At 72.3% G+C, this 26,999-nt stretch carries 20 protein-coding genes; 9 read left to right on the top strand and 11 right to left on the bottom strand.

The window, feature by feature from the left end; genetic code table 11:
• Positions 1-103 precede the first annotated feature (103 nt).
• Both IE242_RS13470 and IE242_RS13475 read right to left on the bottom strand, forming a co-directional pair.
• On the bottom strand, positions 104-2,548 hold the full coding sequence (locus IE242_RS13470; protein ID WP_189858757.1) for a helix-hairpin-helix domain-containing protein: 2,445 nt from the start codon (positions 2,546-2,548) through the stop codon (positions 104-106).
• Entirely contained in the window at positions 2,545-3,528 is a 984-nt protein-coding gene (locus IE242_RS13475) for an aldo/keto reductase (protein WP_189858759.1), read from the bottom strand. Before IE242_RS13475 ends, IE242_RS13470 begins: the two co-directional genes overlap by 4 nt.
• A 172-nt stretch (positions 3,529-3,700) precedes the next feature.
• Between IE242_RS13475 and IE242_RS13480 the strand changes: the two genes are divergently transcribed.
• Both IE242_RS13480 and IE242_RS13485 read left to right on the top strand, forming a co-directional pair.
• Positions 3,701-4,756, top strand: a complete 1,056-nt coding sequence (locus tag IE242_RS13480; protein ID WP_189858761.1) for an LLM class F420-dependent oxidoreductase — start codon at positions 3,701-3,703, stop codon at positions 4,754-4,756.
• A gap of 241 nt (positions 4,757-4,997) precedes the next feature.
• On the top strand, positions 4,998-5,795 hold the full coding sequence (locus IE242_RS13485) for a ferritin-like domain-containing protein (protein WP_189858763.1): 798 nt from the start codon (positions 4,998-5,000) through the stop codon (positions 5,793-5,795).
• Between the two features lie 10 nt (positions 5,796-5,805).
• Here IE242_RS13485 and IE242_RS13490 read toward each other — a convergent pair whose 3' ends face one another.
• A complete protein-coding gene (locus tag IE242_RS13490) occupies positions 5,806-6,801 on the bottom strand; it encodes a magnesium and cobalt transport protein CorA (protein WP_189858765.1) in 996 nt (331 codons plus the stop codon).
• A gap of 119 nt (positions 6,802-6,920) precedes the next feature.
• On the opposite strand from IE242_RS13490, the gene IE242_RS13495 reads away from it, so the two are divergent.
• From IE242_RS13495 to mshC, 4 genes are all read left to right on the top strand, one after another.
• The gene (locus IE242_RS13495) at positions 6,921-7,607 is read left to right on the top strand and encodes a histidine phosphatase family protein (RefSeq protein WP_189858767.1); all 687 of its coding nucleotides are present in this window, start codon (positions 6,921-6,923) and stop codon (positions 7,605-7,607) included.
• A 96-nt stretch (positions 7,608-7,703) separates the two neighbouring features.
• Positions 7,704-8,294 carry a DUF3090 domain-containing protein gene (locus IE242_RS13500; protein ID WP_189858769.1) on the top strand — a complete coding sequence of 197 codons (591 nt, stop codon included), beginning with the start codon at positions 7,704-7,706 and terminating at the stop codon, positions 8,292-8,294.
• Positions 8,258-9,100: an SCO1664 family protein gene (locus IE242_RS13505; RefSeq protein WP_189858771.1), complete on the top strand. Its 843-nt coding sequence runs from the start codon at positions 8,258-8,260 to the stop codon at positions 9,098-9,100. Before IE242_RS13500 ends, IE242_RS13505 begins: the two co-directional genes overlap by 37 nt.
• Before the next feature lie 271 nt (positions 9,101-9,371).
• Entirely contained in the window at positions 9,372-10,601 is a 1,230-nt protein-coding gene (gene mshC, locus IE242_RS13510; protein ID WP_189858773.1) for a cysteine--1-D-myo-inosityl 2-amino-2-deoxy-alpha-D-glucopyranoside ligase, read from the top strand.
• 88 nt (positions 10,602-10,689) lie between these two features.
• Here the strand turns inward: mshC and IE242_RS13515 are convergent, their stop codons facing one another.
• Both IE242_RS13515 and IE242_RS13520 read right to left on the bottom strand, forming a co-directional pair.
• Complete coding sequence (locus IE242_RS13515; protein WP_189858775.1) at positions 10,690-11,337, bottom strand: hypothetical protein; 648 nt, start codon at positions 11,335-11,337, stop codon at positions 10,690-10,692.
• Between the two features lie 112 nt (positions 11,338-11,449).
• Positions 11,450-13,186 carry a S8 family peptidase gene (locus tag IE242_RS13520; protein ID WP_189858777.1) on the bottom strand — a complete coding sequence of 579 codons (1,737 nt, stop codon included), beginning with the start codon at positions 13,184-13,186 and terminating at the stop codon, positions 11,450-11,452.
• 369 nt (positions 13,187-13,555) lie between these two features.
• Between IE242_RS13520 and IE242_RS13525 the strand changes: the two genes are divergently transcribed.
• Positions 13,556-14,563, top strand: a complete 1,008-nt coding sequence (locus tag IE242_RS13525) for an SMP-30/gluconolactonase/LRE family protein (RefSeq protein ID WP_189858779.1) — start codon at positions 13,556-13,558, stop codon at positions 14,561-14,563.
• A 107-nt stretch (positions 14,564-14,670) separates the two neighbouring features.
• On the opposite strand, the gene IE242_RS13530 is transcribed toward IE242_RS13525, so the two are convergent.
• The 6 genes from IE242_RS13530 to IE242_RS13555 all read right to left on the bottom strand — a co-directional run bounded on the left by IE242_RS13530 (position 14,671) and on the right by IE242_RS13555 (position 22,029).
• Complete coding sequence (locus tag IE242_RS13530) at positions 14,671-15,645, bottom strand: PAC2 family protein (protein WP_189858781.1); 975 nt, start codon at positions 15,643-15,645, stop codon at positions 14,671-14,673.
• Positions 15,646-15,945: 300 nt separating this feature from the next.
• Positions 15,946-16,617 carry a FadR/GntR family transcriptional regulator gene (locus tag IE242_RS13535; RefSeq protein ID WP_189858782.1) on the bottom strand — a complete coding sequence of 224 codons (672 nt, stop codon included), beginning with the start codon at positions 16,615-16,617 and terminating at the stop codon, positions 15,946-15,948.
• Positions 16,618-16,787: 170 nt separating this feature from the next.
• Positions 16,788-18,404: a glycerol-3-phosphate dehydrogenase/oxidase gene (locus IE242_RS13540; RefSeq protein ID WP_189858784.1), complete on the bottom strand. Its 1,617-nt coding sequence runs from the start codon at positions 18,402-18,404 to the stop codon at positions 16,788-16,790.
• A gap of 45 nt (positions 18,405-18,449) precedes the next feature.
• Entirely contained in the window at positions 18,450-19,988 is a 1,539-nt protein-coding gene (gene glpK, locus IE242_RS13545; RefSeq protein ID WP_189858786.1) for a glycerol kinase GlpK, read from the bottom strand.
• A 77-nt stretch (positions 19,989-20,065) separates the two neighbouring features.
• Positions 20,066-20,857 (bottom strand): MIP/aquaporin family protein, encoded by a 792-nt coding sequence (locus tag IE242_RS13550; RefSeq protein ID WP_189858788.1) that lies wholly within the window; start codon positions 20,855-20,857, stop codon positions 20,066-20,068.
• A 407-nt stretch (positions 20,858-21,264) separates the two neighbouring features.
• Positions 21,265-22,029 carry an IclR family transcriptional regulator gene (locus IE242_RS13555; protein ID WP_189858790.1) on the bottom strand — a complete coding sequence of 255 codons (765 nt, stop codon included), beginning with the start codon at positions 22,027-22,029 and terminating at the stop codon, positions 21,265-21,267.
• Positions 22,030-22,424: 395 nt separating this feature from the next.
• On the opposite strand from IE242_RS13555, the gene metH reads away from it, so the two are divergent.
• Together metH and IE242_RS13565 are read left to right on the top strand one after the other, a co-directional pair.
• A complete protein-coding gene (metH, locus tag IE242_RS13560; protein ID WP_189858792.1) occupies positions 22,425-25,943 on the top strand; it encodes a methionine synthase in 3,519 nt (1,172 codons plus the stop codon).
• Between the two features lie 164 nt (positions 25,944-26,107).
• Complete coding sequence (locus IE242_RS13565) at positions 26,108-26,824, top strand: HAD family hydrolase (protein WP_189858793.1); 717 nt, start codon at positions 26,108-26,110, stop codon at positions 26,822-26,824.
• The last annotated feature ends 175 nt before the right edge of the window (positions 26,825-26,999 follow it).

Below are 26,999 nucleotides of genomic sequence, written 5' to 3' on the forward strand. Positions count from 1 at the left end.
TCACGGGTCCGGCTGAGGGGACCACGAGTCCGGCGAGCCGTACGACGGCAGGGGTGGCGGTCCCCATGACACGGTGACCGCCACCTTCCGCATCCGCGTGGGCTCAACCGGCCGTCGGCACCTGAGCCTTGAGCAGCGTGGACAGACGCGTCGTACGGGGCTTGGCGGAGACCTCGGCGACCGCCCGCGGCAGCGCCTGCTCGACTCCGTGCACCACGGACAGATGGCGCTCGGCGCGCCCGAACGCCGTATAGACCCAGGGGCGGTTCAGGGCCTGGGCCGCGTCGCCGGGCAGCACCACGACCACGGCCGGCCACCGCTGCCCCACGGCCTGGTGCGCGGTCAGCGCCCAGCCGTGCCGTACGGACTGTTCCACGCGCTCCTTCGGTACGACGACGGGGGCGCCCGCGCACTCCAGGCGCAGCCCGTCGGCGTCGGCCCCCGTCACACGGCCGGACACCGTGCGGCCCGGCGCGGGGGACCAGGCGATCCGGTCGCCCGGGTCGAAGCCGCCGAAGCGGCCGGGTCCGGGGTTCAGGCGCTCCTTGAGCGCGGCGTTGAGCGTGCGCGTGCCGGCCGCGCCGCCATGGCCCGGGGTGATCACCTGGGTCTGTTCCGCCGGGATGCCGAGCGCCCGCGGCACCGAGTCCACGACCAGTTGCACGGTGCGGTGGACGGCCTCGCCGGCGTCCCGCACCGGCACGATCGCGATCTCCTTGCCCGGGGCGTCGACCTGGTTCAGCTCGCCGATGCCGATGCCGGAGACCAGCTCGCCGAGGGGCCCGGGGTCGGGCGTGCGCGAGGCGACCTGGGGGCAGGCGCGGGCGGCGAGCAGATCCGCGAAGACCCGCCCCGGGCCCGCGGACCACAGGACGCCCGGGTCGCCGCTGAGTACGAGCCGGGCTCCGTCGGGCAGCGACTCGGTGAGCACGGCCGCGGTCTCGACGTCGAGCTGCGGGGCGTCGAGGACGACGAGGAGGTCGAGGTCCAGCGCCCCGTCCGCGTCCCGCCCCGGCCCCTGCGCACCGGAGAGAAGCCCGGCCACGGTGGCGACGGCCTGGAGGGCGTCGGGTGCGTCGACGGTCTCCCCGGCGCCGCCACCGCCGGACACCGGCGCGCTCCCGCGCGTGCCGGCGAGCAGCCGTGCGAACCGCTGCCTGCCGTCCGTGGCGTGCGTGGCCGCGTAGGCCCGCAGGCCGAGTGCCCGGGCGGCCGTCAGCAGGGCCGCCGGCTCGGCGCGGGACGCCTCGCCGCCGGTGTGCAGGACCAGGCCGTGGCCGGCGACGGCGCGGATCAGTTCCGCGGCGGACCGCGGGGCCGACGCGGCGGCCGAGGACCAGTCCGCGGGGTCCTCCTTCGGCAGGGAGTTGATCACGCGGGCGAGCCCGTCGGCGAGACTCTCCTCGGCGAGGGCGTACCGCTCGAGACCGATCAGGACACGGACCGGACGCTCCGCGGCCCCCTCGCCGTCCTCCGCGTCCCCCGTCTCTTCCGCGTCCTTCGCGTCCCCGGTCTCCCGGGCCGGGGCCGCCGACGCCGGGTCGAGGGCGTCCTGGAAGACCAGGGCGTCGCCCTCCGCGACGGCGCTCCGCACGGCCGCGTCCGGGTCCGGCACCGTGTACCGGCCGAGCGCCGCCGTGAGCGCCGGGACCTCCAGCGCCGTGTGCCCGGCGAGCGCCGCCTGCTCCAGCAGCCAGACGGTGAACGCCCGGCCCCGCCGCTCGTCACCGGGACCGCACTCCGCGCCGAGCAGGGCCCGGGCGAACCCGTCCGCCTGCTCGGGCCGGACCCCGCCGACGCGCAGCAGCTGCCAGGGATCCGCGCCCAGTTCCCCGGCCGCGCTCTCGCCGAGCACCGCGGCGGCCTGTGCGGCGAGCGACTCGGGGGCGCCGCCCCGGGCCAGTACCGCGCGGACGGTGTCGACGGTCTCGCGCGCGGGGGCCGCGGCAGCGGGCGTGGGTGCCACGGGCTGCGGGCGCCGCACGGGTTCGGGCGCGGGCCTGCGGGGGGCGGGCTCCGGTTCGGCGAACACGGTGGAGACGGGCTTCTGGCCGCTCTCCACGGCGCGTACGGCGGCGAGCAGATCGGCGGCCGTCCCGCTGAGCCCCGCCCCGCTGTCGATCGGCCCGTTCCGCTCGGCCTTGCGCCGCTCGATCCGCTCCCGCTCCACCCGCTGGGCCGCCAGCTCGGCCTGCGCCTCGGAGAGACCGGACTTCCCGTCGGCGTCCTCGTCGCCGGTGTCCCCGCCGCCCACGTCCTCGGCGCCGTCCCCGGCGGCTTCCTCGCCGCTTCCGGTCACAGCCGTGCCGGCATCGTCCGCGTCCGTGGCCTTCTCGTCCCCGTCAGCGCCCGTCCCGCCGGCCTCGGTGCCGGTGTCGTCGGCGGCCGCCCGGCCGTCGTCGCCCGTGTCCTCGCCGCCCCCGGCCGCCTCCGTGGCGTCCGGTGTCCGCGTGCGCACGGTCGTCCCCGGCTCCCCGTCCGCGGCGGCGCCCTCGCCGCCCGGTGCCTCCGGCTCGGCCGGTTCCGTGGTCGCGGGATCCGTGGTCACAGCGTGCTCCAGTCGTGATCGGGATAGCGGTGCACGGGCGCCGACACGTCGTCGAGCGCCCGGCAGATCTCGTCAGGAAGCGTAAGCGCCTCCACTGACAGTGCCGCCGTGAGCTGCTGCGCGGTGCGCGCGCCGACGATCGGGGCGGCGACCCCGGGCCGGTCGCGGACCCAGGCGAGGGCCACCTGCAGCGGGGTCGTGGCGAGGCCGTCCGCCGCCGTCCGCACCGCGTCCACGATGCTGCTCGCGGTGTCGTCGAGGTACGGCGCGACGAACGGGGCGAGATGCTCCGACGCGCCGCGCGAGTCGGCGGGAGTGGAGTGGCGGTACTTGCCGGTCAGCACCCCGCGGCCGAGCGGCGAGGACGGCAGCAGGCCCACACCGAGGTCCAGCGCGGCGGGCAGCACCTCACGCTCCACGCCGCGCTGGAGCAGCGAGTACTCCATCTGTGTGCTGGCCAGGCGGGTGCGTATGCCGGGAGCGGCGAGCTGCCAGGTCGCCGCCTTCGCCAGCTGCCAGCCGCAGAAGTTGGACACGCCCGCGTACCGCGCGCGGCCGCTGCTCACCGCCAGGTCGAGCGCCTGGAGGGTCTCCTCCAGCGGGGTGCCGGGGTCGTAGGCGTGGACGTGCCACAGGTCCACGTGGTCCGTGCCCAGCCGGGCCAGGGAGGCGTCCAGCGCGGAGAGCAGATGGCCGCGCGAGCCGTCGAAGCGGCGGTCCGGGTCGGGGACGCTGCCCGCCTTCGTCGAGATGACGAGGTCCTCGCGCGGCACCAGCGACTCCATGAGGCGCCCGAGCAGATACTCGGCGTCCCCGTCGCCGTACACGTCCGCCGTGTCGACGAGGGTGCCGCCCGCCTCCCAGAACGCCTTCAGCATGTCCGCGGCGTCGTGCTCGCCCGTGTCACGTCCCCAGGTCAGGGTGCCGAGCCCGATCCGCGACACACGCAGGCCGGTACGGCCGAGATGCCTCTGCTCCATGCACGCGACATTACTGGCCTGAACTGGATACGCGGGGGGCCTGTGGACAACCGGTCCCACGGCCGGGACCGGCCCCGCCCGCGCCCGGCGGACGGCTCCCTCACCACCGCGGGCGTCCGCGCGCTAGTGTCTGCCGCGACAGCGACGTTACTGATCGGTAAGGGGAATCGGCATGCAGCTCGGGATCAACCTCGGCTACTGGGGTGCCGGAATGGACGCGGACAATCTCGCCGTCGCCCAGGAGGCCGACCGGCTGGGCTACGCCGTGTGCTGGGCCGCCGAGGCGTACGGCTCCGACGCGGCCACCGTGCTCAGCTGGGTCGCCGCGCAGACCGAGCGCATCGACGTCGGTTCGGCGATCTTCCAGATCCCGGCCCGGCAGCCCGCGATGACCGCGATGACCGCCGCCACGCTCGACTCGCTCTCCGGCGGCCGGTTCCGGCTCGGTCTCGGCGTCTCCGGCCCGCAGGTCTCCGAGGGCTGGTACGGCGTGAAGTTCGACAAGCCGCTGGCGCGGACCCGCGAGTACGTCGAGATCGTGCGCAAGGCGATGACCCGCGAGCGCCTCTCCTACGAGGGCGAGCACTGGACCCTGCCCCTGCCCGGCGGCCCGGGCAAGCCGATCAAGCTGACCGTGCACCCGCAGCGCGAGCACGTCCCGCTGTACATCGCCGCGATCGGCCCGAAGAACCTGGAGCAGACCGGTGAGATCGCCGACGGCGCGCTGCTGATCTTCCCCTCGGCCGAGCACCTGGAGGACACCGCCGTCCGGCATCTGCGGGCCGGGCGGGAGAAGTCCGGGAAGACCATGGACGGCTTCGACGTGTGCCCGACGCTGCCGCTCGCCGTCGGCGACGACCAGGACGTGACCGCGCTCGCCGACACCTTCCGGCCCTACACCGCGCTGTACGTCGGCGGCATGGGCAGCCGCAAGCAGAACTTCTACAACCAGCTCGCCCGGCGCATGGGGTACGAGGAGGCGGCCGCCGAGATCCAGGACAAGTACCTGTCCGGCGACAAGGACGGCGCGGCGGCGGCCGTCCCGCACGAGCTGATCGACCGGACCACCCTGCTGGGCTCCGTGGCGCGGATCGCCGACCGGATGCGGGCCTACGCCCAGGCCGGGGTCACCACGCTCACGCTGGCGCCTGCGGGCTTCACGCTCGACGAGCGGATCGCCTCGCTGCGGGCCGGCGCCGAGGCCCTGGAGCGGGCCGGGCTCGCGTAGCGGAGGAGAGGCGCGAAGAAGCGCCGGGGGTGCATGGGGGCGTCTGCGGCCGTGGTGGGGGCTCGGGGGGTCTTCCCCGCCACGGCCGTCACCGGGACAACGCCCGCCGCCCTGGTTGGTTACGCCCCCTGGCGCGTGTCCCGTCCGTCATTCGGCGGATTTGTCCGACACCGGTGTTGCTCCGCCCGCTGCCACCGCATTTGACTCCTTCTCTGTGGAATCCTGCAGAGAGGTGCCCAGCATGTTTTCGGCCAAAAGTCTGTTCCAGGAGATCCTCGACCACGACGAGACCTTCCGGCTGTTCTGCTCCGTCGCCGCCAGCGGGGAGGCACAGGGAGGCTGGGAGAACGCCCGGATCGCCGCGCTCGTCCCGGAGAGCCAGCGCACCCTCGCACCCAAGATCACCCGCCATGGCGCCGACGAGGACAAGCACGGGCGCATCTTCAACGCCCTCCTGCGGAAACGCGGCCTCGAACCGGTCGAGGTCCCGTCCGGCGCCGACTACACGATGCTCCTGGAGCGCGGCGGTATCGGCCTCGCCCACGAGAAGCTCAAGGCCGACGAGCCGCTCACGGTCGAGGACATCGTCGTCTACCTCGCGCACAGCAGGGTCACCGAACAGCGTGCCTCCGAGCAGATGGGACTGCTCCGCAGGCACTTCGCCGACCACCCCGACATCGGCCGCGCGGTGAAGATGATCTCCGACGACGAGGACAACCACCTCGCGTACTGCCAAGAGGAGCTGCTGCGCCTCGCGGCGGCGGGTCACGGCCGCGCGATCCAGCGCACCCTGCGGGAGTGCGCCCTCGCCGAGATCCGCGTCCACCGCGACGTCAGCCTCGCCGTGATGGCCGCCATGGGGCGCGTCCTCGGCTGGCCGAAGGCCAAGGCGGCCGCCCTCGCCGCGGGCATCCACGCCGTGTACCTGTACGAGCGGCTCGGCGGCTGGCGGCGCATGGTCTCCCTGAGGATGCCGGAACGCCGCGACGCCCTGGGCGGGCCGGCGGCGGTGTCTCCCGAGTCCCCCGAGTTCGCGTGACCGGTCCGGCCTAAAGCCATCCTCTCCGCTTGAACAGCCGGTACAGCAGCAGCTCCAGCACCGCCATCACCGCGATCACCGCCGGGTAGGACGCCGTCCAGTGCAGCTCCGGCATGTGCTCGAAGTTCATGCCGTAGACGCCCGCGATCATCGTCGGGACCGCGGCCATCGCCGCCCACGAAGAGATCTTCCGCATGTCGTCGTTCTGCCGGACGCCCATCTGCGCGAGGTGCGCCGACAGCACGTCCGACACCAGCCGGTCGAGACCGTCCACCGACTCGTTGACCCGCGTGAGGTGGTCGTTCACATCGCGGAAGAAGGGCTGGGCGCTGTCGTCCACGAAGGGCACCGCCCCGCCGGCGCCGCCCGGGCCCGAGAGCCGGCTCATGGGCGGGCCGAGCGGGCCGGTGGCCCGCCGGAACTCCAGGATCTGCCGCTTGAACGTGTAGATCCGCGACGCGGTGTGCCGCGAGCTGCCGACCTCCGGTGAGAAGACCTCCGTCTCCAGCTCCTCCAGGTCGTTCTGGAGCTCGGTCGCCACGTCCAGGTAGTGGTCCACCGCCGCGTCCGCGATCGCGTACAGCACGGCCGTCGGACCCTTGCCGAGCAGCTCGGGCTCCTGCTCCAGACGGCGGCGTACGGCCGCGAGCGGCGCGCCCTCCCCGTGCCGTACGGTCACCACGAAGCCGTCACCGAGGAAGATCATGAGCTCGCCCGTGGACACCGCGTCGCTGTGCGGCTCGTACACGACGGGCTTCAGCACCAGGAACAGCGAGTCCTCGTAGACCTCCAGCTTGGGCCGCTGGTGCGCGTTCAGGGCGTCCTCCACGGCCAGCGGGTGCAGTGCGAACTCGCGGCTGACCAGGTCGAACTCCTTCTCCGTCGGCTCGTGCAGGCCGATCCAGACGAAGCCGCCCGCGGCCCGCGCGGCGCTCAGGGCGTCGGAGAAGTCCTCGGGCCCCTCCGTACGGTGCCCCTGGCGGTAGACGGCACAGTCGACGATCACAGAGTGCTTCCCTTCGCCGTGCGGAGCGGGCCGAGGCCCCCCGTCGTACGGCCCGGGAGGTGTCCCGGGCCGTGAAATCCCCCGCGGAGTCCGCGCGCGTGCCGTTTAGGCTGGGCCGCATGCCCACGTTGATCCTTGTCCGGCACGGGCGGTCCACCGCCAACACCTCCGGGGTGCTCGCCGGGTGGACGCCCGGCGTCGCCCTCGACGAGCGCGGGGCCGCGCAGGCGGCCGCACTGCCCGGGCGGCTCGCGGAGCTGCCGATCTCCGAGGTGGTGGTCAGCCCGCTGCAGCGCTGCCAGGAGACCGTCCGGCCGCTGCTCGAGGCCCGCCCGGAACTGCGCCCGCACACCGAGGAACGGATCGGCGAGGCCCACTACGGCGACTGGTCCGGCCGCAAGCTCGCCGAACTGACGGACGAGCCGCTGATGCAGGTCGTCCAGGCGCACCCGTCCGCCGCCGAGTTCCCCGGCGGCGAGTCGATGCGGGCCATGCAGGCACGCGCCGTGGACGCGGTGCGCGAGTGGAACGCGCGCGTGGAACGCGACCACGGCGCCGACGCCGTGTACCTGATGTGCTCGCACGGGGACATCATCAAGTCCCTCGTGGCGGACGCGCTCGGGCTTCATCTCGACCTCTTCCAAAGGATCTCCGTGGAACCGTGTTCCATCACGGCGATCCGTTACACCCGGCTCCGCCCGTTTCTGGTTCGCCTCGGGGACACCGGGAATCTGGCCTCCCTCGCACCGCGGGAGGAGTCGTCCGACGCCAACGCACCGGTCGGGGGCGATGCGGGCGCACCGTGATCGTCCGCCGCAGTAGGGTGAAGCGGTCGCGACGGCGCTGAACTCGTCAGCAGCCGCAGCGGCCGGTCCCGATGTCGATTCCAATGGAGACAGGACGTGTCCCGTCAGGTGTTCCTCTACGACCCCCCGGACCGCTTCGTGGCCGGTACGGTCGGGCTGCCCGGGCGCCGTACCTTCTTCCTGCAGGCCTCCGCAGGGCACCGCGTCACGAGCGTCGCTCTGGAGAAGACCCAGGTGGCCGCGCTCGCGGAGCGCATGGACGAGCTGCTCGACGAGGTCGTACGGCGCAGCGGCGGCAGCGCCGCCGTCCCGGCCGTCGCCCCCACGGAGATCGCGGACACCGCGCCGCTGGAGAGCCCCGTGGAGGAGGAGTTCCGCGTCGGCACCATGGCACTGGCCTGGGACGGCGAGGAAGAGCGCATGATCGTCGAGGCGCAGGCCCTGGTGGAGCTGGAGGCCGACTCCGACGAGGATCTCGCCGAGGCGGAGGAGAGGCTCCTCCAGGACGACGAGAACGGCCCGCCCATGCTCCGGGTCCGGCTCACCGGCGCGCAGGCCCGGGCCTTCGCCAAGCGCGCCCTCGACGTCGTCAACGCCGGGCGCCCGCCGTGCCCGTTGTGCAGCCTGCCGCTCGACCCGGAGGGACACGTATGTCCGCGCCAGAACGGATACCGCCGCGGAGCGTGACCCCGGGCACGGGTGTCACCGAACTGCTCGCCAAGGGCGAGCTGACCGTGCGCGGCCGCATCCGCGAGGCGTCCAACGCGGCGCTGCACTGCACGGTCGCCCTCGAGGACCGGGAGGCGGCCTGCATCTACAAGCCCGTGGCCGGGGAGCGCCCCCTGTGGGACTTCCCCGACGGCACGCTCGCCGAGCGCGAGGTCGCCGCGTACGAGGTGTCCGAGGCGACCGGCTGGGGGCTCGTGCCGCCCACGGTGCTGCGCGACGGGCCGTACGGCGAGGGCATGTGCCAGCTGTGGATCGAGCCGGACCCCGAACCGGAACCCGGTGCCGAGCTGCTCGCACTGGTCGACGGTGAGGAACCCGGGGAGGGCTGGAAGGCGATCGGGTTCGCCGAGGTCGGCGAGGGCAGGACGGCGCTGCTCGTGCACGCCGACGACGAGCGGCTGCGGCGCCTCGCCGTGCTGGACGCGGTCATCAACAACGCCGACCGCAAGGGTGGCCATCTGCTGCCGGCCGCCGGCGGACGGCTGTACGGCATCGACCACGGGGTGACCTTCCACACCGAGGACAAACTGCGCACGCTGCTGTGGGGCTGGGCGGGCGAGCCCCTCACGACGGAGGCGACCGAGGCGCTGACCCGGCTGAAGCAGGGCCTGGAGGGCGGCGGGGCGCTGGCGGCGGCCCTGTCGGAGCTGATCACCGCGGCCGAGCTCGACGCCACCCGCGCGCGGGTCGACGCCCTGCTCGCCTCGGGCCGCCATCCCGAGCCCGGCGGCGAGTGGCCGGCGATTCCCTGGCCGCCCGTGTGAGCGTTGCCGCGCCGGGACGGTAGGCGGGGGAGACGGGGCCTGCTCCCGGGCACCCGGCCCCGTCCTGCGGCCGCGGGCAGGCCCGTCCTGTCGCCGCGGCCAGGTCCGTCCCCCCGCCGTGATCAGTGCCGTCCCGCCCGTCGCGAGCAGGCCCATCCACCCGCCCCCTGCCAGGGAGGACACACGGAACGGCGGGTGCGCAAGAGGGCCGTACCGGCCATCCGGCCCGGCCCGTTCGTATACGGAACATCCGTCCGGTTAGGCTCATGACATGCATGCCTGGCCCGCTTCCGAGGTCCCCGCCCTGCCTGGTCAGGGCCGCGACCTGAGGATCCACGACACCGCGACCGGGGACCAGGTGACTCTCGCCCCCGGTCCCGTCGCCCGTATCTATGTGTGCGGAATCACTCCGTACGACGCCACGCACATGGGACACGCGGCGACCTACAACGCGTTCGACCTCGTGCAGCGCGTGTGGCTCGACACCAAGCGGCAGGTCCATTACGTGCAGAACGTCACCGACGTCGACGATCCGCTGCTGGAGCGCGCGCAGCGGGACGGCATCGACTGGTCGGGCCTCGCCGAGCGGGAGACCGCCCTCTTCCGCGAGGACATGACGGCCCTGCGGATGCTGCCGCCGAAGCACTACGTCGGTGCCGTCGAGGCGATACCCGGGATCGTCCCGCTGGTGGAGCGGCTCCGGGACGCGGGCGCCGCCTACGAGCTCGACGGGGACATCTACTTCTCCGTCGAGGCCGACCCCCACTTCGGCTCCGTCTCGCACCTGGACGCCGCCGCGATGCGGCTGCTGTCCGCCGAGCGCGGCGGTGACCCGGACCGCCCGGGCAAGAAGAACCCGCTCGACCCGATGCTCTGGATGGCCGCCCGCGAGGGCGAGCCCAGCTGGGACGGCGGCTCGCTCGGCCGGGGCCGGCCCGGCTGGCACATCGAGTGCGTGGCCATCGCCCTGGACCACCTCGGCATGGGTTTCGACGTCCAGGGCGGCGGCTCCGACCTGGTCTTCCCGCACCACGAGATGGGCGCCTCGCACGCCCAGGTGCTGACCGGCGAGTTCCCCATGGCGAAGGCGTACGTCCACGCCGGGATGGTGGCCCTCGACGGGGAGAAGATGTCGAAGTCCAAGGGCAACCTGGTCTTCGTGTCGCGGCTGCGCCGCGACGGCGTCGACCCCGCCGCCATCCGGCTCGCGCTGCACTCCCACCACTACCGGTCCGACTGGGAGTGGACCGACCAGGTGCTGCGGGACGCCGAGGAGCGGCTCGGCCGGTGGCGCGCCGCCGTCTCCCGGCCCGACGGCCCGCCCGCCGAGGCCCTGGTCGAGGAGGTCCGCGAGGCCCTCGCGAACGACCTGGACGCCCCGGCCGCGCTCGCCGCGGTCGACCGCTGGGCCGCGCTCCAGCAGGAGCGGGGCGGCACGGACGAGGCCGCGCCCGGTGTGGTGTCACGGGCGGTGGACGCGCTGCTGGGCGTCGCCCTGTAGGCACTGCCGAACCGGAAAGGGGCGCTTCCTCCGGCGGAGGAAGCGCCCCTGGGTGCGTTCGTGCCTTAGATGCTGCCGGTCAGCTCACTCAGATCCGCTGGATCCGAACGCTGCGCAGCACGTGCGGAGACTGCGTGTCCCAGACACCGATGACCGGCTGCTGGTACGCGAACGCCCGCTGGACGTCCTCGAGAGCCTCCGGGGTCGCGGCCTGCAGGACGCGGAGCTGGTTGTTGATGCGCAGGACGACGTGACGCGCGTGCCCCTGCAGCGGGTGGACGATGATGATGAAGCCGTCCGCCACACCCGAGGCGAGGCGCTGCTGCTGCACATGCTGCACGACCTGCTGGACCGCGGAGACCAGCACCTGCTGCAGGTGCTGCTGGATCTGCTGCTCCTGCTGCTGCGCCTGCTGGTCCTGCTGCTGCTGCTGTTGCTGCTGCTGGCCCATCTGCTGGAACGGCTGCTGCTGCTGGCCCATCTGCTGGCCCAGCTGCTGGAGCAGCTGCTGGAACGGCTGCTGCTGGCCCAGCTGCTGCAGCTGCTCGAGCGAGCCGCCCATCATCCCCATGGGCTGCTGCTGGCCGTAGCCCTGCTGCCCGAACGGCTGCTGCTGCCCGAAGGGCTGCTGCTGGCCGAAGGGCTGCTGCTGGCCCTGCTGCTGGAACGGGGAGGTGCTCGGGAACTGCTGGCCCTGCTGCTGTCCCAGGGAACTCATCTGCGGGGTGGTGCTCATGCGGGTGCCACCTTCCGTGATGCGATGGATGGGATTGCGTCGGTTCGTCGGTTCGTCGGTTCGTCGGTGCATCGGTTCGCCGGATCTCGGCGGTCCGTGGACGACCAGGTCCTCAGCCGGTGACCACCAGGCCGACGATCTCGTCGTCCGAGAACCAGACCCGGACGTCGGGCCGTCCCCCCGCGAACGCGGCGTGCACCGCCTGGCGGATCTCGGGGGACGGGTCGTTCAGGTTCCGCCAGGTGCCGGCCACGAACAGCCGGAGCCTCGGCGGAAGTTCACGCGGATACGGCAGCAGCTCGTCCCAGTACCTCTCGGCCTGGCCCGAGCCGACCGCCTCCGGCAGCAGGCGGGAGACCGCCGCCTTGATGTCCGGCCGGTTGCCGATCCGCTGGGATGCGGGCCGGCCCGGCGCGTCCTGCTGCGGGGAACCGGTGGTCCGCAACACCTGACGGGCACGTTCCGGGGACATGGGCTCCTGGCCGGACGCCTTGAGCATGCCCTGGAGGCAGGCCAGGGCGCCGACCACCACCGGGGAGGCGGATGAGGTCCCCGAGAACGTGTCCGTGTACCAGACGACTTCCTCCGCCCCGCCCTGCAGATCGCCGGGCCGGTCCCAGAAGCCTCCGGTCGTCGTGACCTCCCGTCCCCAGCCCTGTGCGTCCACGCGGCCTCCGTAGTTGGAGAACGCCAGGCGCGAGCGGTCCGGACCGTGGTCGCGGCCGTGCGTGCCCGGCGGCGGGGCGCCGGCGCCGACGAGCACCGCGCCGGAGGACTGGTTGGACAGGTTGAACGGGTTGCGCCACCACTCGGGGAAGAAGTCCGGGCGGCGCTCGTAGATCGCGTCGTCCAGCGACTCCCCGCCGTTGCCCGCCGCGGCCACCACGAGGACGCCCTTGGCGGTCGCGTACCGGATGGCCGCGAAGTCGTCGGGCCACCACTCCAGCGGGATGTAGCCGCGCTGGTCGTCGCGCACCTCGAAGTCGTTGCGCGGCCCCGGCCGGTGCAGCTCGACCAGCACGATGTCGCCCGGTCCGAGCCGGTCGGCGGCCGCCTGGATGGCGGCCGCGGTGCCGATGTCCTGGAAGGACGCCGCCGCGGTCACCGCGTCCGGCGCGATGCCGGTGATGCCGTACTCGTTGCGGTCGCCGCCGATCACCCCGATCACGGCGGTGCCGTGGTTGCGCCAGGCCAGGTCCGTCAACGGGGTGCCCGCCACGACACCGGCGAGCTTCGCGGACAGATCCTCGTGCCCGAACTGCCAGGCGCCCTCCACGTCGATCACGGTCACGCCCTGCCCGGCCCCGCCGGGCCGCTGCCAGGCCCAGTACGCGTCCACGCCCTCGGGCGCGGGGCGCAGATAGCCCTGGCGGCTGGTGAAGTCCGGGGTGACCGGAGCGCCCTCCTTCAGTTTGCGGTTGTCGTCGGAGCTCTGCCCCACCGAGCCCAGTGACGCCGGTACGGCGCCGGGCTTCACGTACGCCGTGTCGATGCCCGGGAGGGCGGCGATCCTGGAGCGCAGTTCCTCGGCCCGGTCGGCACCGCCGCGGACCCGGTAGAACAGCGTCAGGTCGGGTACGTTCTCACCGCTCACGGCGGTGGACTGCAGTCGTTCCTCGCTGCCGAACAGCGGTTCGAGCGTGAGCTGTTCGTCGCTGAGGAACATGTTCAGGGCCGAGACGTCGGCACCGGCCGCCGAGCGGACGCCCTCCGGCCGGGCACGCAGCCGGGCTTCGGGGCGGGCGACGACGATCAGTTCCTGTTCGGTCCCTCGGTAGGTGAATCCCGCTCCGTCGGGCCCGGGTCCGGACGCCCCCGGGCCCTGCTCCGGCTGTACCTGGTCGGTCATCGCGTACCGCTCCCTCCGGTCCGTGCGGGTGCCAAGTAGCGGGTGGCCCGGAAGCGGCCCGAGCCATGTAAGGGCGGATGCCATGTGCGCCCCCCGGGCCGCGCCCCGCAGCACAACCAAGCACGCCCGGGACGCCGCGTAAAGACCGCCGTCGTCAACTCGGTTTCAAAACAAGTTGAATTGGGTAACGTGTGCAATCCGTCCTGAAGCAGATGTCACGTAACAAACCGGCCAGATCCTGTCGGCGAGCTGTCGAATCGCCGTGGAAAGGCTGTCGGGTGCTGCGGGGGCCGCCGGTGTGTGATGGGCTGGCGAGGTAGTTGACCGTTGGACCGGCCAGCTGCCGGTCCCTTGCGGAAGGACGCGAACGTGGCACCCCCGCACTCCTCCTTCGCACCTCACCCCTCGGCACCCCACCTCGGCCGGCGAGCGCTGCTCACGGCCTCGGCCGCGGCCGCCGGTGCCCTGCTCACCGGCTCACCGGCCGGCGCGGCCGCCCGCTCCGGGAAGACCGGGGACGCCGGGAGGACCTGGCCGGCCGTGATCCCCCTGCCCGACGGCTTCCGCCCCGAGGGCATCGCGATCGGCGGCGGCCCGTACGCCTACCTCGGCTCGCTCGGCGACGGCTCGATCTACCGCGCCGACCTGCGCTCGGGGCGGGGCCGCGTCGTCTCGGCCGGCCCCGGCACGCCCTCGGTCGGGCTGAAGCTCGACGACCGGGGACGGCTGTTCGTCGCCGGACGCGGTCAGGGCGCCCGCGTGGTCGACGCGCGCACGGGCGCCGTCCTGGCCTCGTACCCGCTCACCACGGCGGCCCCGACCTTCGTCAACGACGTGTTCCTCACCCCGCGTGCGGCCTGGTTCACGGACTCCTACCAGCCCGCCCTGTACGCCCTGCCGCTCGGCCGGAACGGCGCGCTGCCGGACGCGGACGAGGCCGTACGGATCACCCTGCGCGGCGACTGGGACCAGGTCCCCGGCGAGGTGGTCAACGCCAACGGCATCACCCGCACCCCCGACGGCACGGCGCTGCTGGTGGTGCAGTCCGGGGTGGGCGCGCTGCACCGGGTCGATCCGAGGACCGGCGTCACCCGGCTCGTCGGCCTCGGCGACGCGGCACCCCTCACCAACGGCGACGGTCTGCTGCTCCTCGGGCGGACGCTGTACGTGGTGCAGAACCGGCAGGACGCGATCGACGTGTTCCGCCTGGCACCGGACGGCCGGAGCGGGGTCTTCCGCGAGCGCCTGACGAGCCCGCACTTCGACGTGCCGACCACCGCGGCCGCGTACCGGAGCAGGCTCTACCTGCCCAACGCCCGCTTCACCACGACGCCCACGCCGGAGACGACGTACACCCTGGTGGCCGTGGAGCGCTGAGGCGGGCCCACGGTGACGCGTAAGGGGCGGCGCACCTTGTGCACCGCCCCTTACCTCAGCTCTCGGAGGCCTCCGGTCCCGTCCTTCGCGGCCCTTCCCGGTCCTTCTCAGTCCTCGGAGGAATCATCGTCCTCGGTGCCCGGCCGCTGCGGCGGCTTCGGGGGCCGTGGACGGCCGCCGGGGTTGTCCCGCAGATACGAGGCGCTGTCGCCGTCCGCCGTGGCGTGCCCGCCCGGGCCGCCCCCGTCCCGTCTGCGCAGGTACCGCTCGAACTCGCGGGCGATCGCCTCGCCCGACGCCTCGGGCAGCTCCGCGGTGTCCCGGGCCTCCTCCAGCGTCTGCACGTACTCGGCGACCTCGCTGTCCTCGGCGGCCAGCTGGTCCACGCCGACCTGCCACGCGCGCGCGTCCTCGGGCAGCTCGCCCAGCGGGATACGTACGTCGATGAGGTCCTCCAGCCGGTTCAGGAGGGCCAGCGTGGCCTTCGGGTTCGGCGGCTGCGACACGTAGTGCGGGACCGCCGCCCACAGCGAGACGGCCGGGACACCCGCGTGCGTGCACGCCTCCTGGAGGATGCCGACGATGCCCGTGGGGCCCTCGTACTTGGTCTCCTCCAGGTCCATCCGGCGGGCCAGGTCCGGGTCCGAGGTGACCCCGCTGATCGGCACCGGACGCGTGTGCGGGGTGTCGCCGAGCAGGGCGCCCAGGATGACCACCAGCTCCACGCCCAGCTCGTGCGCGAAGCCGAGCAGCTCGTTGCAGAACGAGCGCCACCGCATGGACGGCTCGATGCCGCGGACCAGGACGAGGTCGCGGGGCTTGTCGCCGCCGACGCGGACCACCGACAGCCGTGTCGTCGGCCATGTGATCTTGCGTACGCCGCCGTCCAGCCACACCGTGGGACGGTTGACCTGGAAGTCGTAGTAGTCCTCGGCGTCGAGCGCCGCGAACACCTCGCCCTTCCATTCCCGGTCGAGATGTGCGACCGCGGTGGAGGCGGCGTCGCCGGCGTCGTTCCAGCCTTCGAACGCGGCCACCATGACTGGGTCGATCAGCTCGGGAACCCCCTCCAGCTCGATCACCCAGCGCCTCCTTCCGACGTGCCCTCGTGTACACCCCAACCTTACGGCGTGCCAAGGGGCCCTCCGCAGCCCCCGTGCAGGGGCGGTGAACGGATCACTGCCCCGTTCGCCAGGCCGACACACCCCCCATTCATCGGAGCTGTTCACGGGTCCGCCGACGGCCGGAAGCAGGGCGCCGGACTCCCCGCGCGCGTGAACGAGCCGGGCGCGCGGCTTCACCCGCGCGTGTGGGGGCCGTGCGCCCCCGCCCCGGCCGCCGTAGGCGCTCCGGCCCGCTGCCGGCCGGTCCGGAGAGGCTCCTCACAGGGTCGAGCGCAGCCACTGCTCCACGGACGCGATGTGCACCGTCGCCCACGAGCGGGCCGCCTCCGCGTCGCGGTCGCGGAGAGCCGCGAGGATCATGCGGTGCTCGTGGAGGGTCCGGCTGACCGCGTCCTCCTGGGTGAGGCCGCGCCAGATGCGGGCCCGCGTGGTCGGACCCGAGAGGCCGTCCACCAGCGAGCAGAGCACCGAGTTGCCGGAGGCCTGCACGATGCCCCGGTGGAAGTCCAGGTCGCAGGCGACGAGCTGCTCGACCGACGGCTCGTCCCCGAGCCGGTCCAGCTGGGCCGCCAGCGCGTCCAGCTGCTGGTCGCCGATGCGGGACGCGGCCATCGCCGTGGCCGCCGGCTCCAGGATGCGGCGCACCGCGAGGAAGTCCAGGACCGTGTCGTCGCGGTGGAAGTCGACGACGAAGGTCAGCGCCTCCAGCAGGAGCTGGGGATCCAGGCTCGTGACGTACGTGCCGTCGCCCTGCCGTACGTCCAGGATGCGGATCAGCGCGAGAGCGCGTACGGCCTCGCGCAGGGAGTTGCGGGAGAGGCCGAGCCCGGAGGCGAGCTCGGCCTCCTTGGGCAGGCGGTCGCCGGGGCGCAGGGCGCCGGAGACGATCATTCCCTTGATCTTCTCGATCGCCTCGTCCGTGACAGCCATGCGCGCCTCCCGATAGACATCCGATGTCTGGGGGTCATTATGCGGTACCTCGCCCGGCCGGGTCCCCATGCGGCAGTGCTGACATCGGAGAGGCGGGAGGAGAAGAGCCCAGGCGGTCCGGCCCAACGGTAAGGGGCGGCCTTCTGGAAGGCCGCCCCTTACCTTCGGTGTCACTTCCTGTCGAGTAGGTCCTGCACCGTGCCGCGGATCTCATCGGTGGCGAGACCCCGGATGGTCAGGGTGGTCCGGCGGCGCAGCACGTCGTCGGCCGTCTCGGCCCACTCGTGGTCCCGGGCGTAGACGACCTGAGCCCAGATCTCCGGGGCGTCCGGGTGGACGCGCTCGCCCAGCTCGGGGTTCTCGTTGGCGAGGCGGGCGATGTCGAAGGCCAGCGAACCGTAGTGGGTGGCCAGGTGCCGGGCCGTGTCCGGCGCCATGCGCGGGCCGGGCGCGGGGCGGTCCACCAGCAGCCGGTGGGCCACCGCGCGCGGGTTGGCGACACCCGGCAGCGGCAGCTTCTTCGGCAGCGCGGAGATCGGTTCGAAGTCGTTGCCCAGGGGGTGGCCCGGCAGCGACTCCAGCTTCTTCATCACCGTACGTCCGATGTGCCGGAAGGTCGTCCACTTGCCGCCCGCGACGGACAGCATGCCGCCCCGGCCCTCGGTCACGACCGTCTCGCGCTTGGCCTTCGCGGTGTCGCCCGGGCCGCCGGGCAGCACCCGCAGTCCCGCGAAGGAGTACGTGATCAGGTCGCGCGAGAGCTGCTGGTCGCGGATCGAGAAGGCGGCCTCGTCGAGGATCTGGGCTATGTCCTTGTCGTTGACCGCGACGTCCGCCGGGTCGCCCTCGTACGCCTCGTCGGTGGTGCCGAGCAGCAGCATGTCCTCCCAGGGGAGGGCGAAGGTGATGCGGTACTTGTCGATGGGCGTGGCCAGCGCGGCCTTCCACGGGGAGGTGCGCTTGAGCACCAGGTGGGCGCCCTTGGAGAGGCGGATGGACGGCGCCGCGTTCGGGTCCTCCAGCCTGCGCAGGTGGTCGACCCACGGGCCGGTGGCGTTGAGCACCAGCCGGGCGTTCACGCCGAACTCCTCGCCCGAGACGCGGTCCTTCAGCTCCGCGCCCGTGACCCGGCCCCGGGTGAAGCGCAGCCCGGTGACCTCGGCGTGGTTGAGGACGACGGCGCCCGCGTCGACGGCCGCGCGGACCGTCATCAGCGCCATCCGGGCGTCGTTCATCTGGTCGTCGCCGTACACGGCCACGGCCTTCAGATTGTCCGTGCGCAGTTCGGGCACGTCCTGCGCGGCCTTCGCCGGGCTCAGCAGGTGGCCCACGCCGTCGCCGAACGCCGACAGCGCGGAGTAGGCGAAGACGCCCGCCCCGAGCTTCGCCGCGCCGTGCGGCCCGCCCTTGTACACGGGGAGGTAGAACGTGAGCGGGTTCGCCAGGTGGGGAGCCACCTGACGGGAGACCGCACGGCGCTCGAAGTGGTTCTCCGCCACCAGCTTCACCGCGCCGGTCTGCAGGTAGCGCAGGCCACCGTGGAGGAGCTTGGAGGAGGCGGAGGAGGTGGCGCCGGCGAAGTCGCCGGCGTCGACCAGCGCCACCCTGAGCCCGGACTGCGCGGCGTGCCAGGCGGTGGAGATGCCCAGGATGCCGCCGCCGATGATGAGGAGGTCGTACGACGCCTTGGAGAGCTGCTCCCGGGTCTCGGCGCGGCTCGGAGCGGCGCCGGCCGCCGGACGCGTCCCCAGGGCAGGCAGGGTCTGCAGGGTGGTCTGACTGGTCATCGGTGGTTCTTACTCCTGTCAGAGCTTGTGAGGGGTGGGTGCTCGTCAGCTCTCGTCGTCGATCCAGCCCATGGTCCGCTCGACGGCCTTGAGCCAGTTCTTGTACTCACGGTCGCGGGTCTCCGCGTCCATGCGGGGGGTCCACTCGGCGGCCCGGCGCCAGTTGGCGCGCAGGTCCTCCGTGCCGGACCAGAAGCCGACGGCGAGACCGGCGGCGTAGGCGGCGCCGAGGCAGGTGGTCTCGGCGACCATCGGGCGCACCACGGGGGCGTCCAGGAAGTCCGAGAGGGTCTGCATCAGCAGGTTGTTGGAGGTCATGCCGCCGTCGACCTTGAGGGCGGCGAGTTCCACGCCGGAGTCCTTCGTCATGGCGTCGGCGATCTCGCGGGTCTGCCAGGCGGTGGCCTCCAGCACGGCGCGCGCGAGGTGCGCCTTCGTGACGTACCGGGTGAGACCGGCGATCACACCGCGGGCGTCGGAGCGCCAGTACGGGGCGAACAGGCCGGAGAAGGCCGGGACGAAGTACGCGCCGCCGTTGTCCTCGACCGAGAGCGCCAGGGTCTCGATCTCGGCGGCGGTGGAGATCAGCCCCATCTGGTCGCGCATCCACTGCACCAGCGAGCCGGTGACGGCGATGGAGCCCTCCAGGGCGTAGACCGGCTTCTGGTCGCCGATCTGGTAGCCGACCGTGGTCACCAGCCCGCTGTACGAGTTGATGATCTTCTCGCCGGTGTTCATCAGCATGAAGGTGCCGGTGCCGTACGTGGACTTGGCCTCGCCCTCGGAGAAACAGGTCTGGCCGAACAGGGCCGCCTGCTGGTCGCCGAGCGCCGAGGCGACCGGGATGCCGCCGAGCAGCTCGCCCAGCCTGCCGCCGCTGACCTCGCCGTACACCTCGGCGGAGGAGCGGATCTCCGGCAGCATCTGCATCGGCACGCCGATGGAGCTGCAGATGCGCTCGTCCCACTCCATCCTGTGGAGGTTCATCAGCAGGGTGCGGGAGGCGTTGGTGACGTCGGTGACGTGCTTGCCGCCGTCGACACCGCCGGTCAGGTTCCAGATGACCCAGGAGTCCATGGTGCCGAAGAGGATGTCGCCCGCATCGGCGCGCTCCTGGAGGCCGTCGACGTGGTCCAGCAGCCAGCGGGCCTTGGGGCCGGCGAAGTAGGAGGCGAGGGGGAGGCCGGTCTCGCGGCGGAAGCGGTCCTGGCCGACGTTGCGGGCGAGCTCGCGGCAGAGGGCGTCGGTGCGGGTGTCCTGCCAGACGATGGCGTTGTGGACGGGCTCACCGGTGTTCCGGTCCCACAGCACGGTGGTCTCGCGCTGGTTGGTGATGCCGATGGCCTTGATGTCGTCGCGGGTGATGCCGGCCTTCTCGATGGCCCCGGCGACCACCTCCTGGACGTTGGTCCAGATCTCGGTGGCGTCGTGCTCGACCCAGCCCGGCTTGGGGAAGATCTGCTCGTGCTCCTTCTGGTCGACGGAGACGATACGGCCGTCCCGGTCGAACACGATGCAGCGGGACGAGGTCGTGCCCTGGTCGATGGCGGCGATGAAGGGGCCGGCGGTGTGGGCGTCGGTCACGGGGGTGCTCCCTGCTTCTTCGTGGCTCTGGCTCTTGGAGGCGTTCTCGGGTGTCATGACGGTGCGTGGCCGACGCGTCACTTGAAGGCGATGTTGTAGAGGCCGCCGGCGATCGCGCCGCCGATCAGCGGACCGACGACCGGGACCCAGGCGTAGCCCCAGTCCGAACCGCCCTTGTTCGGCAGTGGCAGCAGGCTGTGCACGATGCGCGGACCGAGGTCACGGACGGGGTTGATGGCGTAGCCGGTGGGACCGCCGAGCGAGAGGCCGATGCCCACGACCAGCAGCGCGGTGATCAGGGCGCCCAGCACCCCGAGGCCGTTGCCGTTGTCGTTGAGGCCCTGGGTCAGGATCACCAGGACGAGCACCACGGTGGCGATGATCTCCGTGGCGAGGTTCTGCGCGGCGTTGCGGATCTCCGGTCCGGTGGAGAAGACGCCGAGCACGGGGCCCGCCTTCGGCGCGGTTCTCTGGTCGACCAGACCCTCCTCGACCGGCTGCGCGGCGAGGATCTCGGGGTCCGTCAGATGGGCCCGGAACTGCCCGTAGTACGCGATCCAGACCAGGACGGCGCCGATCATCGCGCCGAGGAGCTGCGAGGCCAGGTAGAGCGGGACGTCGCTCCATTCGGTGCCGCCCTGGATCGCGAGACCCACGGTGACCGCCGGGTTCAGGTGGGCGCCGGAGACCCCGCCCGCCAGGTACGCGCCGGACAGGACCGCGAAGCCCCAGCCGAACGTGATCGCGAGCCAGCCGGCGTTCTGCGCCTTCGAGCGTTTGAGAGTGACGGCGGCGCACACACCGCCGCCCAGCAGGATGAGCACGGCGGTACCGATGGTCTCGCCGATGAAGATGTCGGAGCTGGACACCCGCGACTCCTTTGTCCTTCGTCCAGGGGAAGGCGAACCCCGGGTCCCTCCGGTGGTTCGCGCTCTCGGGGATGAGAGCGATGCCGGCCCTTGGCGTTGTCCCACTCTAACGCGTATTGCCGGTAGGTGTTCGACAATGCCGACCGATGGACGGGAGTCTTGTCCTGGCCCCATATGCACGTCAAGAGGTCAGTTATCCAAAACACGATCGTTATTGATCGCTGCCCGCCTTCACCCCGGTGCGTGCAGGGGAAACGGCGGGCACGCGCGCGTACGGCAGCGCGGCGGTACGGCGGAGGGCCGGGGCGCCTGACTGGCACCCCGGCCTTCCGTGTGCGTCCTCGCCCCGTTCGACGGGTGCGGTCACCGTCGCGCGAGGTCGGCGTGCGGCCGCTGCCGCGCGGGCCTCAGAAGCGCGCCGCCCCCAGGTCGCGGGAGACCGCGCGGGCGCAGTCCCGTACCGCGGCGATCAGCTCCGGGCGCAGCTCGCCGTCCCGGCAGATGCGCTCCACGGCGCCCGTGATGCCGACCGCGCCGACCGGCATGCGGCGCCGGTCGTGGATGGGCGCGGCGATGGACGCCACGCCTTCCCAGGTCTCCTCGACGTCGGCCGCGTACCCACGCGCGCGTGTGAGGTCGAGAACCTGCTCCAGCTCGTCCGGCGTGCTGATGGTCCGGTCCGTGAACGCCTTCCGCTCGCCCTCCACCATCTCGCTGTGCGCGACCGGGTCGTACGCCGACAGCACCTTGCCCAGGGCCGTGGAGTGCAGCGGCTGCATGGCCCCGATCTCCAGGACCTGCCGGCTGTCGTCGGGCCGGAACACGTGGTGCACGACGAGGACGCCCTGCTGGTGCAGCACCCCGAGGTAGACGCTCTCGCCACTGGCGCGGGCCAGGTCGTCCGTCCACACCAGGGCGCGCGCCCGCAGTTCGTGGACGTCGAGATAGGTGGTGCCGAGGCGGAGCAGCTCCGCGCCCAGCTGGTAGCGGCCGGAGGTGTCGTCCTGTTCCACGAAGCCCTCCTGCTGAAGAGTGCGCAGGATGCCGTGGGCGGTGCCCTTGGCGAGACCCAGCGACGAGGCGATGTCCGACAGGCCGAGCCGTCGCTCGCCGCCCGCGAGCAGCCGCAGCATCGCGGCCGCCCGTTCGAGCGACTGGATGTTCCGTGCCATCGCCTCCTGCCTCCGTCCCCTTCAGCCGTCGGTGCGCGGCTCCACTGACACCGTTCGGCAATGCCGAACACTACCCGTCGGCGGCAGGGTGCGGCCAACGGTGGAGGCCACCTTTTCGCCAGAGCGAACTCCAGGGCGAAGTCCAGAGTGACTCCGAAGCGGCTCGGAAGCGCACGCGCACGGGCTCCCGATACGGAGCCGGGCCGACGGGACGGCCGTGTCCTGCGCCGTTCCAGGTGGCCGTCGGAGTAAACCGCATGTCGAGGGCGCATGACCGCCCGTCCGGCTCGTGGACGCCCCTGACCGGGTTACGCCACTCCGGGCTACCCTGGCCGCGTGCGCCTTCCGTGGGAAGGCGCAAAGCCGACAGCCGTCGCACTCCAGGGAGCACCTTCATGGCCTCGTCGCCGAACCCGTCCCCCGCCTCCGACAGCCGGACCAGGTCCGACGCCCTCCGCCACGCCTTCGCCACGCGCGTCGTGGTCGCCGACGGGGCGATGGGCACCATGCTCCAGGCCCAGGAGCCGACCCTGGAGGACTTCGAGAACCTCGAGGGCTGCAACGAGATCCTGAACCTCACCCGCCCCGACATCGTCCGCTCCGTCCACGAGGCGTACTTCGCCGCGGGCGTGGACTGCGTGGAGACCAACACGTTCGGCGCGAACCACTCCGCCCTCGGCGAGTACGACATCCCGCACCGCGTGCACGAGCTGTCCGAGGCCGGTGCCCGGATCGCCCGCGAGGTCGCCGACGAGTTCACGCGGCGCACCGGGCAGCAGCGCTGGGTGCTGGGTTCGATGGGCCCGGGCACCAAGCTGCCCACCCTCGGGCACGCCCCGTACACCACCCTGCGGGACGCCTACCAGCAGAACGCCGAGGGCATGATCGCCGGCGGTGCCGACGCCCTCCTCGTCGAGACCACCCAGGACCTGCTGCAGACCAAGGCCGCCGTCCTCGGCGCCCGCCGCGCCCTGGACGTCGCCGGGCTCGAGCTGCCGCTGATCGTCTCGGTGACCGTGGAGACCACGGGAACGATGCTGCTGGGCTCGGAGATCGGTGCGGCGCTGACCGCGCTGGAGCCGCTCGGCATCGACATGATCGGCCTGAACTGCGCCACCGGCCCGGCGGAGATGAGCGAGCATCTGCGCTACCTCTCCCGCCACTCCCGGGTCCGGCTGTCGTGCATGCCGAACGCGGGTCTGCCGGTCCTCGGCAAGGACGGCGCCCACTACCCGCTGACCGCCCCCGAGCTGGCCGACGCCCAGGAGACCTTCGTCCGCGAGTACGGCCTGTCCCTGGTCGGCGGCTGCTGCGGCACCACCCCCGAGCACCTGCGCCAGGTCGTCGAGCGGGTCCGCGGGCTCACCCCGACCGAGCGCGAGCCGCGTCCGGAGCCGGGCGCCGCGTCCCTGTACCAGACGGTGCCGTTCCGCCAGGACACCTCGTACCTGGCGATCGGCGAGCGCACCAACGCCAACGGCTCGAAGAAGTTCCGCGAGGCCATGCTGGACGGCCGCTGGGACGACTGCGTGGAGATGGCCCGCGACCAGATCCGCGAGGGCGCCCACATGCTCGACCTGTGCGTCGACTACGTGGGCCGCGACGGCGTCGCCGACATGGAGGAGCTGGCGGGACGTTTCGCCACCGCCTCGACGCTGCCCATCGTGCTGGACTCCACCGAGGTCGAGGTGATCCGGGCGGGCCTGGAGAAGCTCGGCGGCCGCGCGGTCATCAACTCCGTCAACTACGAGGACGGCGCCGGCCCGGAGTCCCGCTTCGCCAAGGTCACCCGGCTGGCGCAGGAGCACGGCGCCGCGCTGATCGCGCTGACCATCGACGAGGAGGGCCAGGCCCGTACCCCGGAGAAGAAGGTCGAGATCGCCGAACGGCTGATCGACGACCTCACCGGCAACTGGGGCATCCACGAGTCGGACATCCTCATCGACACCCTGACCTTCACCATCTGTACGGGTCAGGAGGAGTCCCGCAAGGACGGCCTCGCCACCATCGAGGCGATCCGCGAGCTCAAGCGCCGCCACCCCGACGTGCAGACCACGCTGGGCCTGTCGAACATCTCCTTCGGCCTCAACCCGGCCGCGCGCATCCTGCTCAACTCGGTCTTCCTGGACGAGTGCGTCAAGGCGGGCCTGGACTCGGCGATCGTGCACGCGTCCAAGATCCTGCCGATCGCCCGCTTCGACGAGGAGCAGGTCACCACCGCCCTCGACCTCATCTACGACCGCCGCCGCGAGGGCTACGACCCGCTGCAGAAGCTCATGCAGCTGTTCGAGGGCGCCACCGCCAAGTCGCTGAAGGCGTCCAAGGCCGAGGAACTGGCCGCGCTGCCGCTGGAGGAGCGCCTCAAGCGCCGCATCATCGACGGCGAGCGCAACGGCCTCGAGGCCGACCTCGACGAGGCCCTGACCGAGCGCCCCGCCCTCGACATCGTCAACGAGACGCTCCTGGACGGCATGAAGGTGGTCGGCGAGCTGTTCGGCTCCGGCCAGATGCAGCTGCCGTTCGTGCTCCAGTCGGCCGAGGTGATGAAGGCCGCCGTGGCCCACCTCGAGCCGCACATGGAGAAGTCGGACGCCGAGGGCAAGGGCACCATCGTGCTGGCCACCGTGCGCGGGGACGTGCACGACATCGGCAAGAACCTCGTCGACATCATCCTGTCCAACAACGGCTACAACGTGGTCAACCTCGGCATCAAGCAGCCCGTCTCCGCGATCGTCGAGGCGGCCGAGGAGCACAGGGCCGATGTCATCGGCATGTCCGGCCTGCTGGTCAAGTCCACGGTGATCATGAAGGAGAACCTGGAGGAGCTCAACCAGCGCGACCTGGCCGCCCGTTTCCCGGTCATCCTCGGCGGCGCCGCCCTCACGCGCGCGTACGTCGAGCAGGACCTGCACGAGATCTACCAGGGCGAGGTCCGCTACGCCCGCGACGCGTTCGAGGGCCTGCGCCTGATGGACGCCCTCGTCGCGGTCAAGCGGGGCGTGCCCGGCGCGACCCTGCCGGAGCTGAAGCAGCGCCGGGTGCGGGCCACGGCGCAGACGGTCGTCGAGGAGCGCCCCGAGGAGGGGCACGTGCGCTCGGACGTCGCCACGGACAACCCCGTGCCCGCCCCGCCGTTCTGGGGCACCCGCGTCATCAAGGGCATCCAGCTCAAGGAGTACGCCTCCTGGCTGGACGAGGGCGCGCTGTTCAAGGGCCAGTGGGGGCTGAAGCAGGCCCGCACCGGCGACGGCCCGACGTACGAGGAACTGGTCGAGACCGAGGGCCGGCCGCGGCTGCGCGGCCTGCTGGACCGGCTGCAGACCGAGAACCTCCTCGAAGCCGCCGTCGTCTACGGCTACTTCCCCTGTGTCTCCAAGGACGACGACCTGATCCTGCTGGACGAGGCGGGCAACGAGCGCACCCGTTTCACCTTCCCGCGCCAGCGCCGCGGCCGCCGGCTGTGCCTCGCGGACTTCTTCCGCCCGGAGGAGTCCGGCGAGACCGACGTGGTCGGGCTGCAGGTGGTCACCGTCGGCTCGAAGATCGGTGAGAGGACCGCGGAGCTCTTCGAGGCCAACGCCTACCGGGAGTACCTCGAACTGCACGGCCTGTCGGTGCAGTTGGCCGAGGCGCTCGCCGAGTACTGGCACGCGCGCGTGCGCGCCGAGCTCGGCTTCGCGGGCGAAGACCCCGAGGCCGTCGAGGACATGTTCGATCTGAAGTACCGGGGCGCCCGGTTCTCCCTCGGCTACGGCGCCTGCCCGGACCTGGAGGACCGCGCGAAGATCGCCGAACTGCTCCAGCCGGAGCGGATCGGCGTGACGCTCTCCGAGGAGTTCCAGCTCCATCCCGAGCAGTCCACCGACGCCATCGTCATCCACCACCCCGAGGCCAAGTACTTCAACGCCCGCTGAGCGCTCCGCGGGGCACGGCGTCGACCAAGGCCGTGTCACCGCTCTTGCGCAGCCGCCGCACAAGGCGCTCCGGCGGCCGGAGTCGTACACTGGTCGGTCCATCGCAGCAGGCCGGTTCCCCGCACGGGAACCGGCCTGCTCGTCCCCCAAGGAGGTGCGCCCGGATGACCACAACGGTCCCCGCGCCAGGTACGAGTGCCGCCGACGGTTCGGCGCTGCAGGCCGTGCTCCTCGACATGGACGGAACCCTGGTGGACACCGAGGGTTTCTGGTGGGACGTCGAGGTCGAGGTCTTCGCCGGCCTCGGTCACACACTCGACGACTCCTGGCGCCATGTCGTGGTCGGCGGTCCCATGACCCGCAGCGCCGGATTCCTGATCGAGGCCACCGGCGCGGACATCACCCTCGCCGAGCTCACCGTGCTGCTCAACGACGGGTTCGAGGACCGGATCGGGCGCACGCTGCCGCTGATGCCGGGCGCCGCCCGGCTCCTCACGGAACTCGCCGCGCACGACATGCCCACCGCCCTGGTCTCCGCCTCCCACCGGCGCATCATCGACCGGGTCCTCACCTCGCTCGGCCCCGAGCACTTCACGCTCACCGTCGCGGGCGACGAGGTGGAGCGGACCAAGCCGCACCCCGACCCGTATCTGCTGGCCGCGGCACGGCTGGGCGCCGATCCGGCCGCGTGCGCGGTGATCGAGGACACGGCCACCGGTGTCGCGGCCGCGGAGGCGGCGGGCTGCCGGGTGGTCGCCGTTCCCTCGGTGGCGCCCATCGCCGCCGCCGTCCGGCGCACGGTCGTCCGTTCACTGGAAGAAGTCGATCTGCCCTTTCTCCGCGGCCTGATGGCAGCCGATGACGGCCTGATGCCGGCCTGATCACGGAAATGCGACAGGCGATCACCTGGCGTACGGAATGGAATACGCGGTAAAGCCGGAGATCGTCGACGCACGGAATTCGGCGGCCCCAGGTCGCCGAATTCCGATAGCGTCCGGCCCGTTCACCGCTGTGACGTTCACCACTTGAGGAGGGGGCGGCAGCGGGGCTGAAAAC

This window comes from Streptomyces poonensis (assembly GCF_014650915.1).
Taxonomy (GTDB): domain Bacteria; phylum Actinomycetota; class Actinomycetes; order Streptomycetales; family Streptomycetaceae; genus Streptomyces; species Streptomyces poonensis.

Excerpts from the sequence above, each read along its gene's own strand:
- IE242_RS13475 (WP_189858759.1), bottom strand. The coding sequence starts at position 3,528 with ATGGAGCAGAGGCATCTCGGCCGTACCGGCCTGCGTGTGTCGCGGATC.
- IE242_RS13480 (WP_189858761.1), top strand. The coding sequence starts at position 3,701 with ATGCAGCTCGGGATCAACCTCGGCTACTGGGGTGCCGGAATGGACGCG.
- IE242_RS13485 (WP_189858763.1), top strand. The coding sequence starts at position 4,998 with ATGTTTTCGGCCAAAAGTCTGTTCCAGGAGATCCTCGACCACGACGAG.
- IE242_RS13495 (WP_189858767.1), top strand. The coding sequence starts at position 6,921 with ATGCCCACGTTGATCCTTGTCCGGCACGGGCGGTCCACCGCCAACACC.
- IE242_RS13505 (WP_189858771.1), top strand. The coding sequence starts at position 8,258 with ATGTCCGCGCCAGAACGGATACCGCCGCGGAGCGTGACCCCGGGCACG.
- mshC (WP_189858773.1), top strand. The coding sequence starts at position 9,372 with ATGCATGCCTGGCCCGCTTCCGAGGTCCCCGCCCTGCCTGGTCAGGGC.
- IE242_RS13515 (WP_189858775.1), bottom strand. The coding sequence starts at position 11,337 with ATGAGCACCACCCCGCAGATGAGTTCCCTGGGACAGCAGCAGGGCCAG.
- IE242_RS13520 (WP_189858777.1), bottom strand. The coding sequence starts at position 13,186 with ATGACCGACCAGGTACAGCCGGAGCAGGGCCCGGGGGCGTCCGGACCC.
- IE242_RS13535 (WP_189858782.1), bottom strand. The coding sequence starts at position 16,617 with ATGGCTGTCACGGACGAGGCGATCGAGAAGATCAAGGGAATGATCGTC.
- IE242_RS13540 (WP_189858784.1), bottom strand. The coding sequence starts at position 18,404 with ATGACCAGTCAGACCACCCTGCAGACCCTGCCTGCCCTGGGGACGCGT.
- IE242_RS13555 (WP_189858790.1), bottom strand. The coding sequence starts at position 22,029 with ATGGCACGGAACATCCAGTCGCTCGAACGGGCGGCCGCGATGCTGCGG.
- metH (WP_189858792.1), top strand. The coding sequence starts at position 22,425 with ATGGCCTCGTCGCCGAACCCGTCCCCCGCCTCCGACAGCCGGACCAGG.
- IE242_RS13565 (WP_189858793.1), top strand. The coding sequence starts at position 26,108 with ATGACCACAACGGTCCCCGCGCCAGGTACGAGTGCCGCCGACGGTTCG.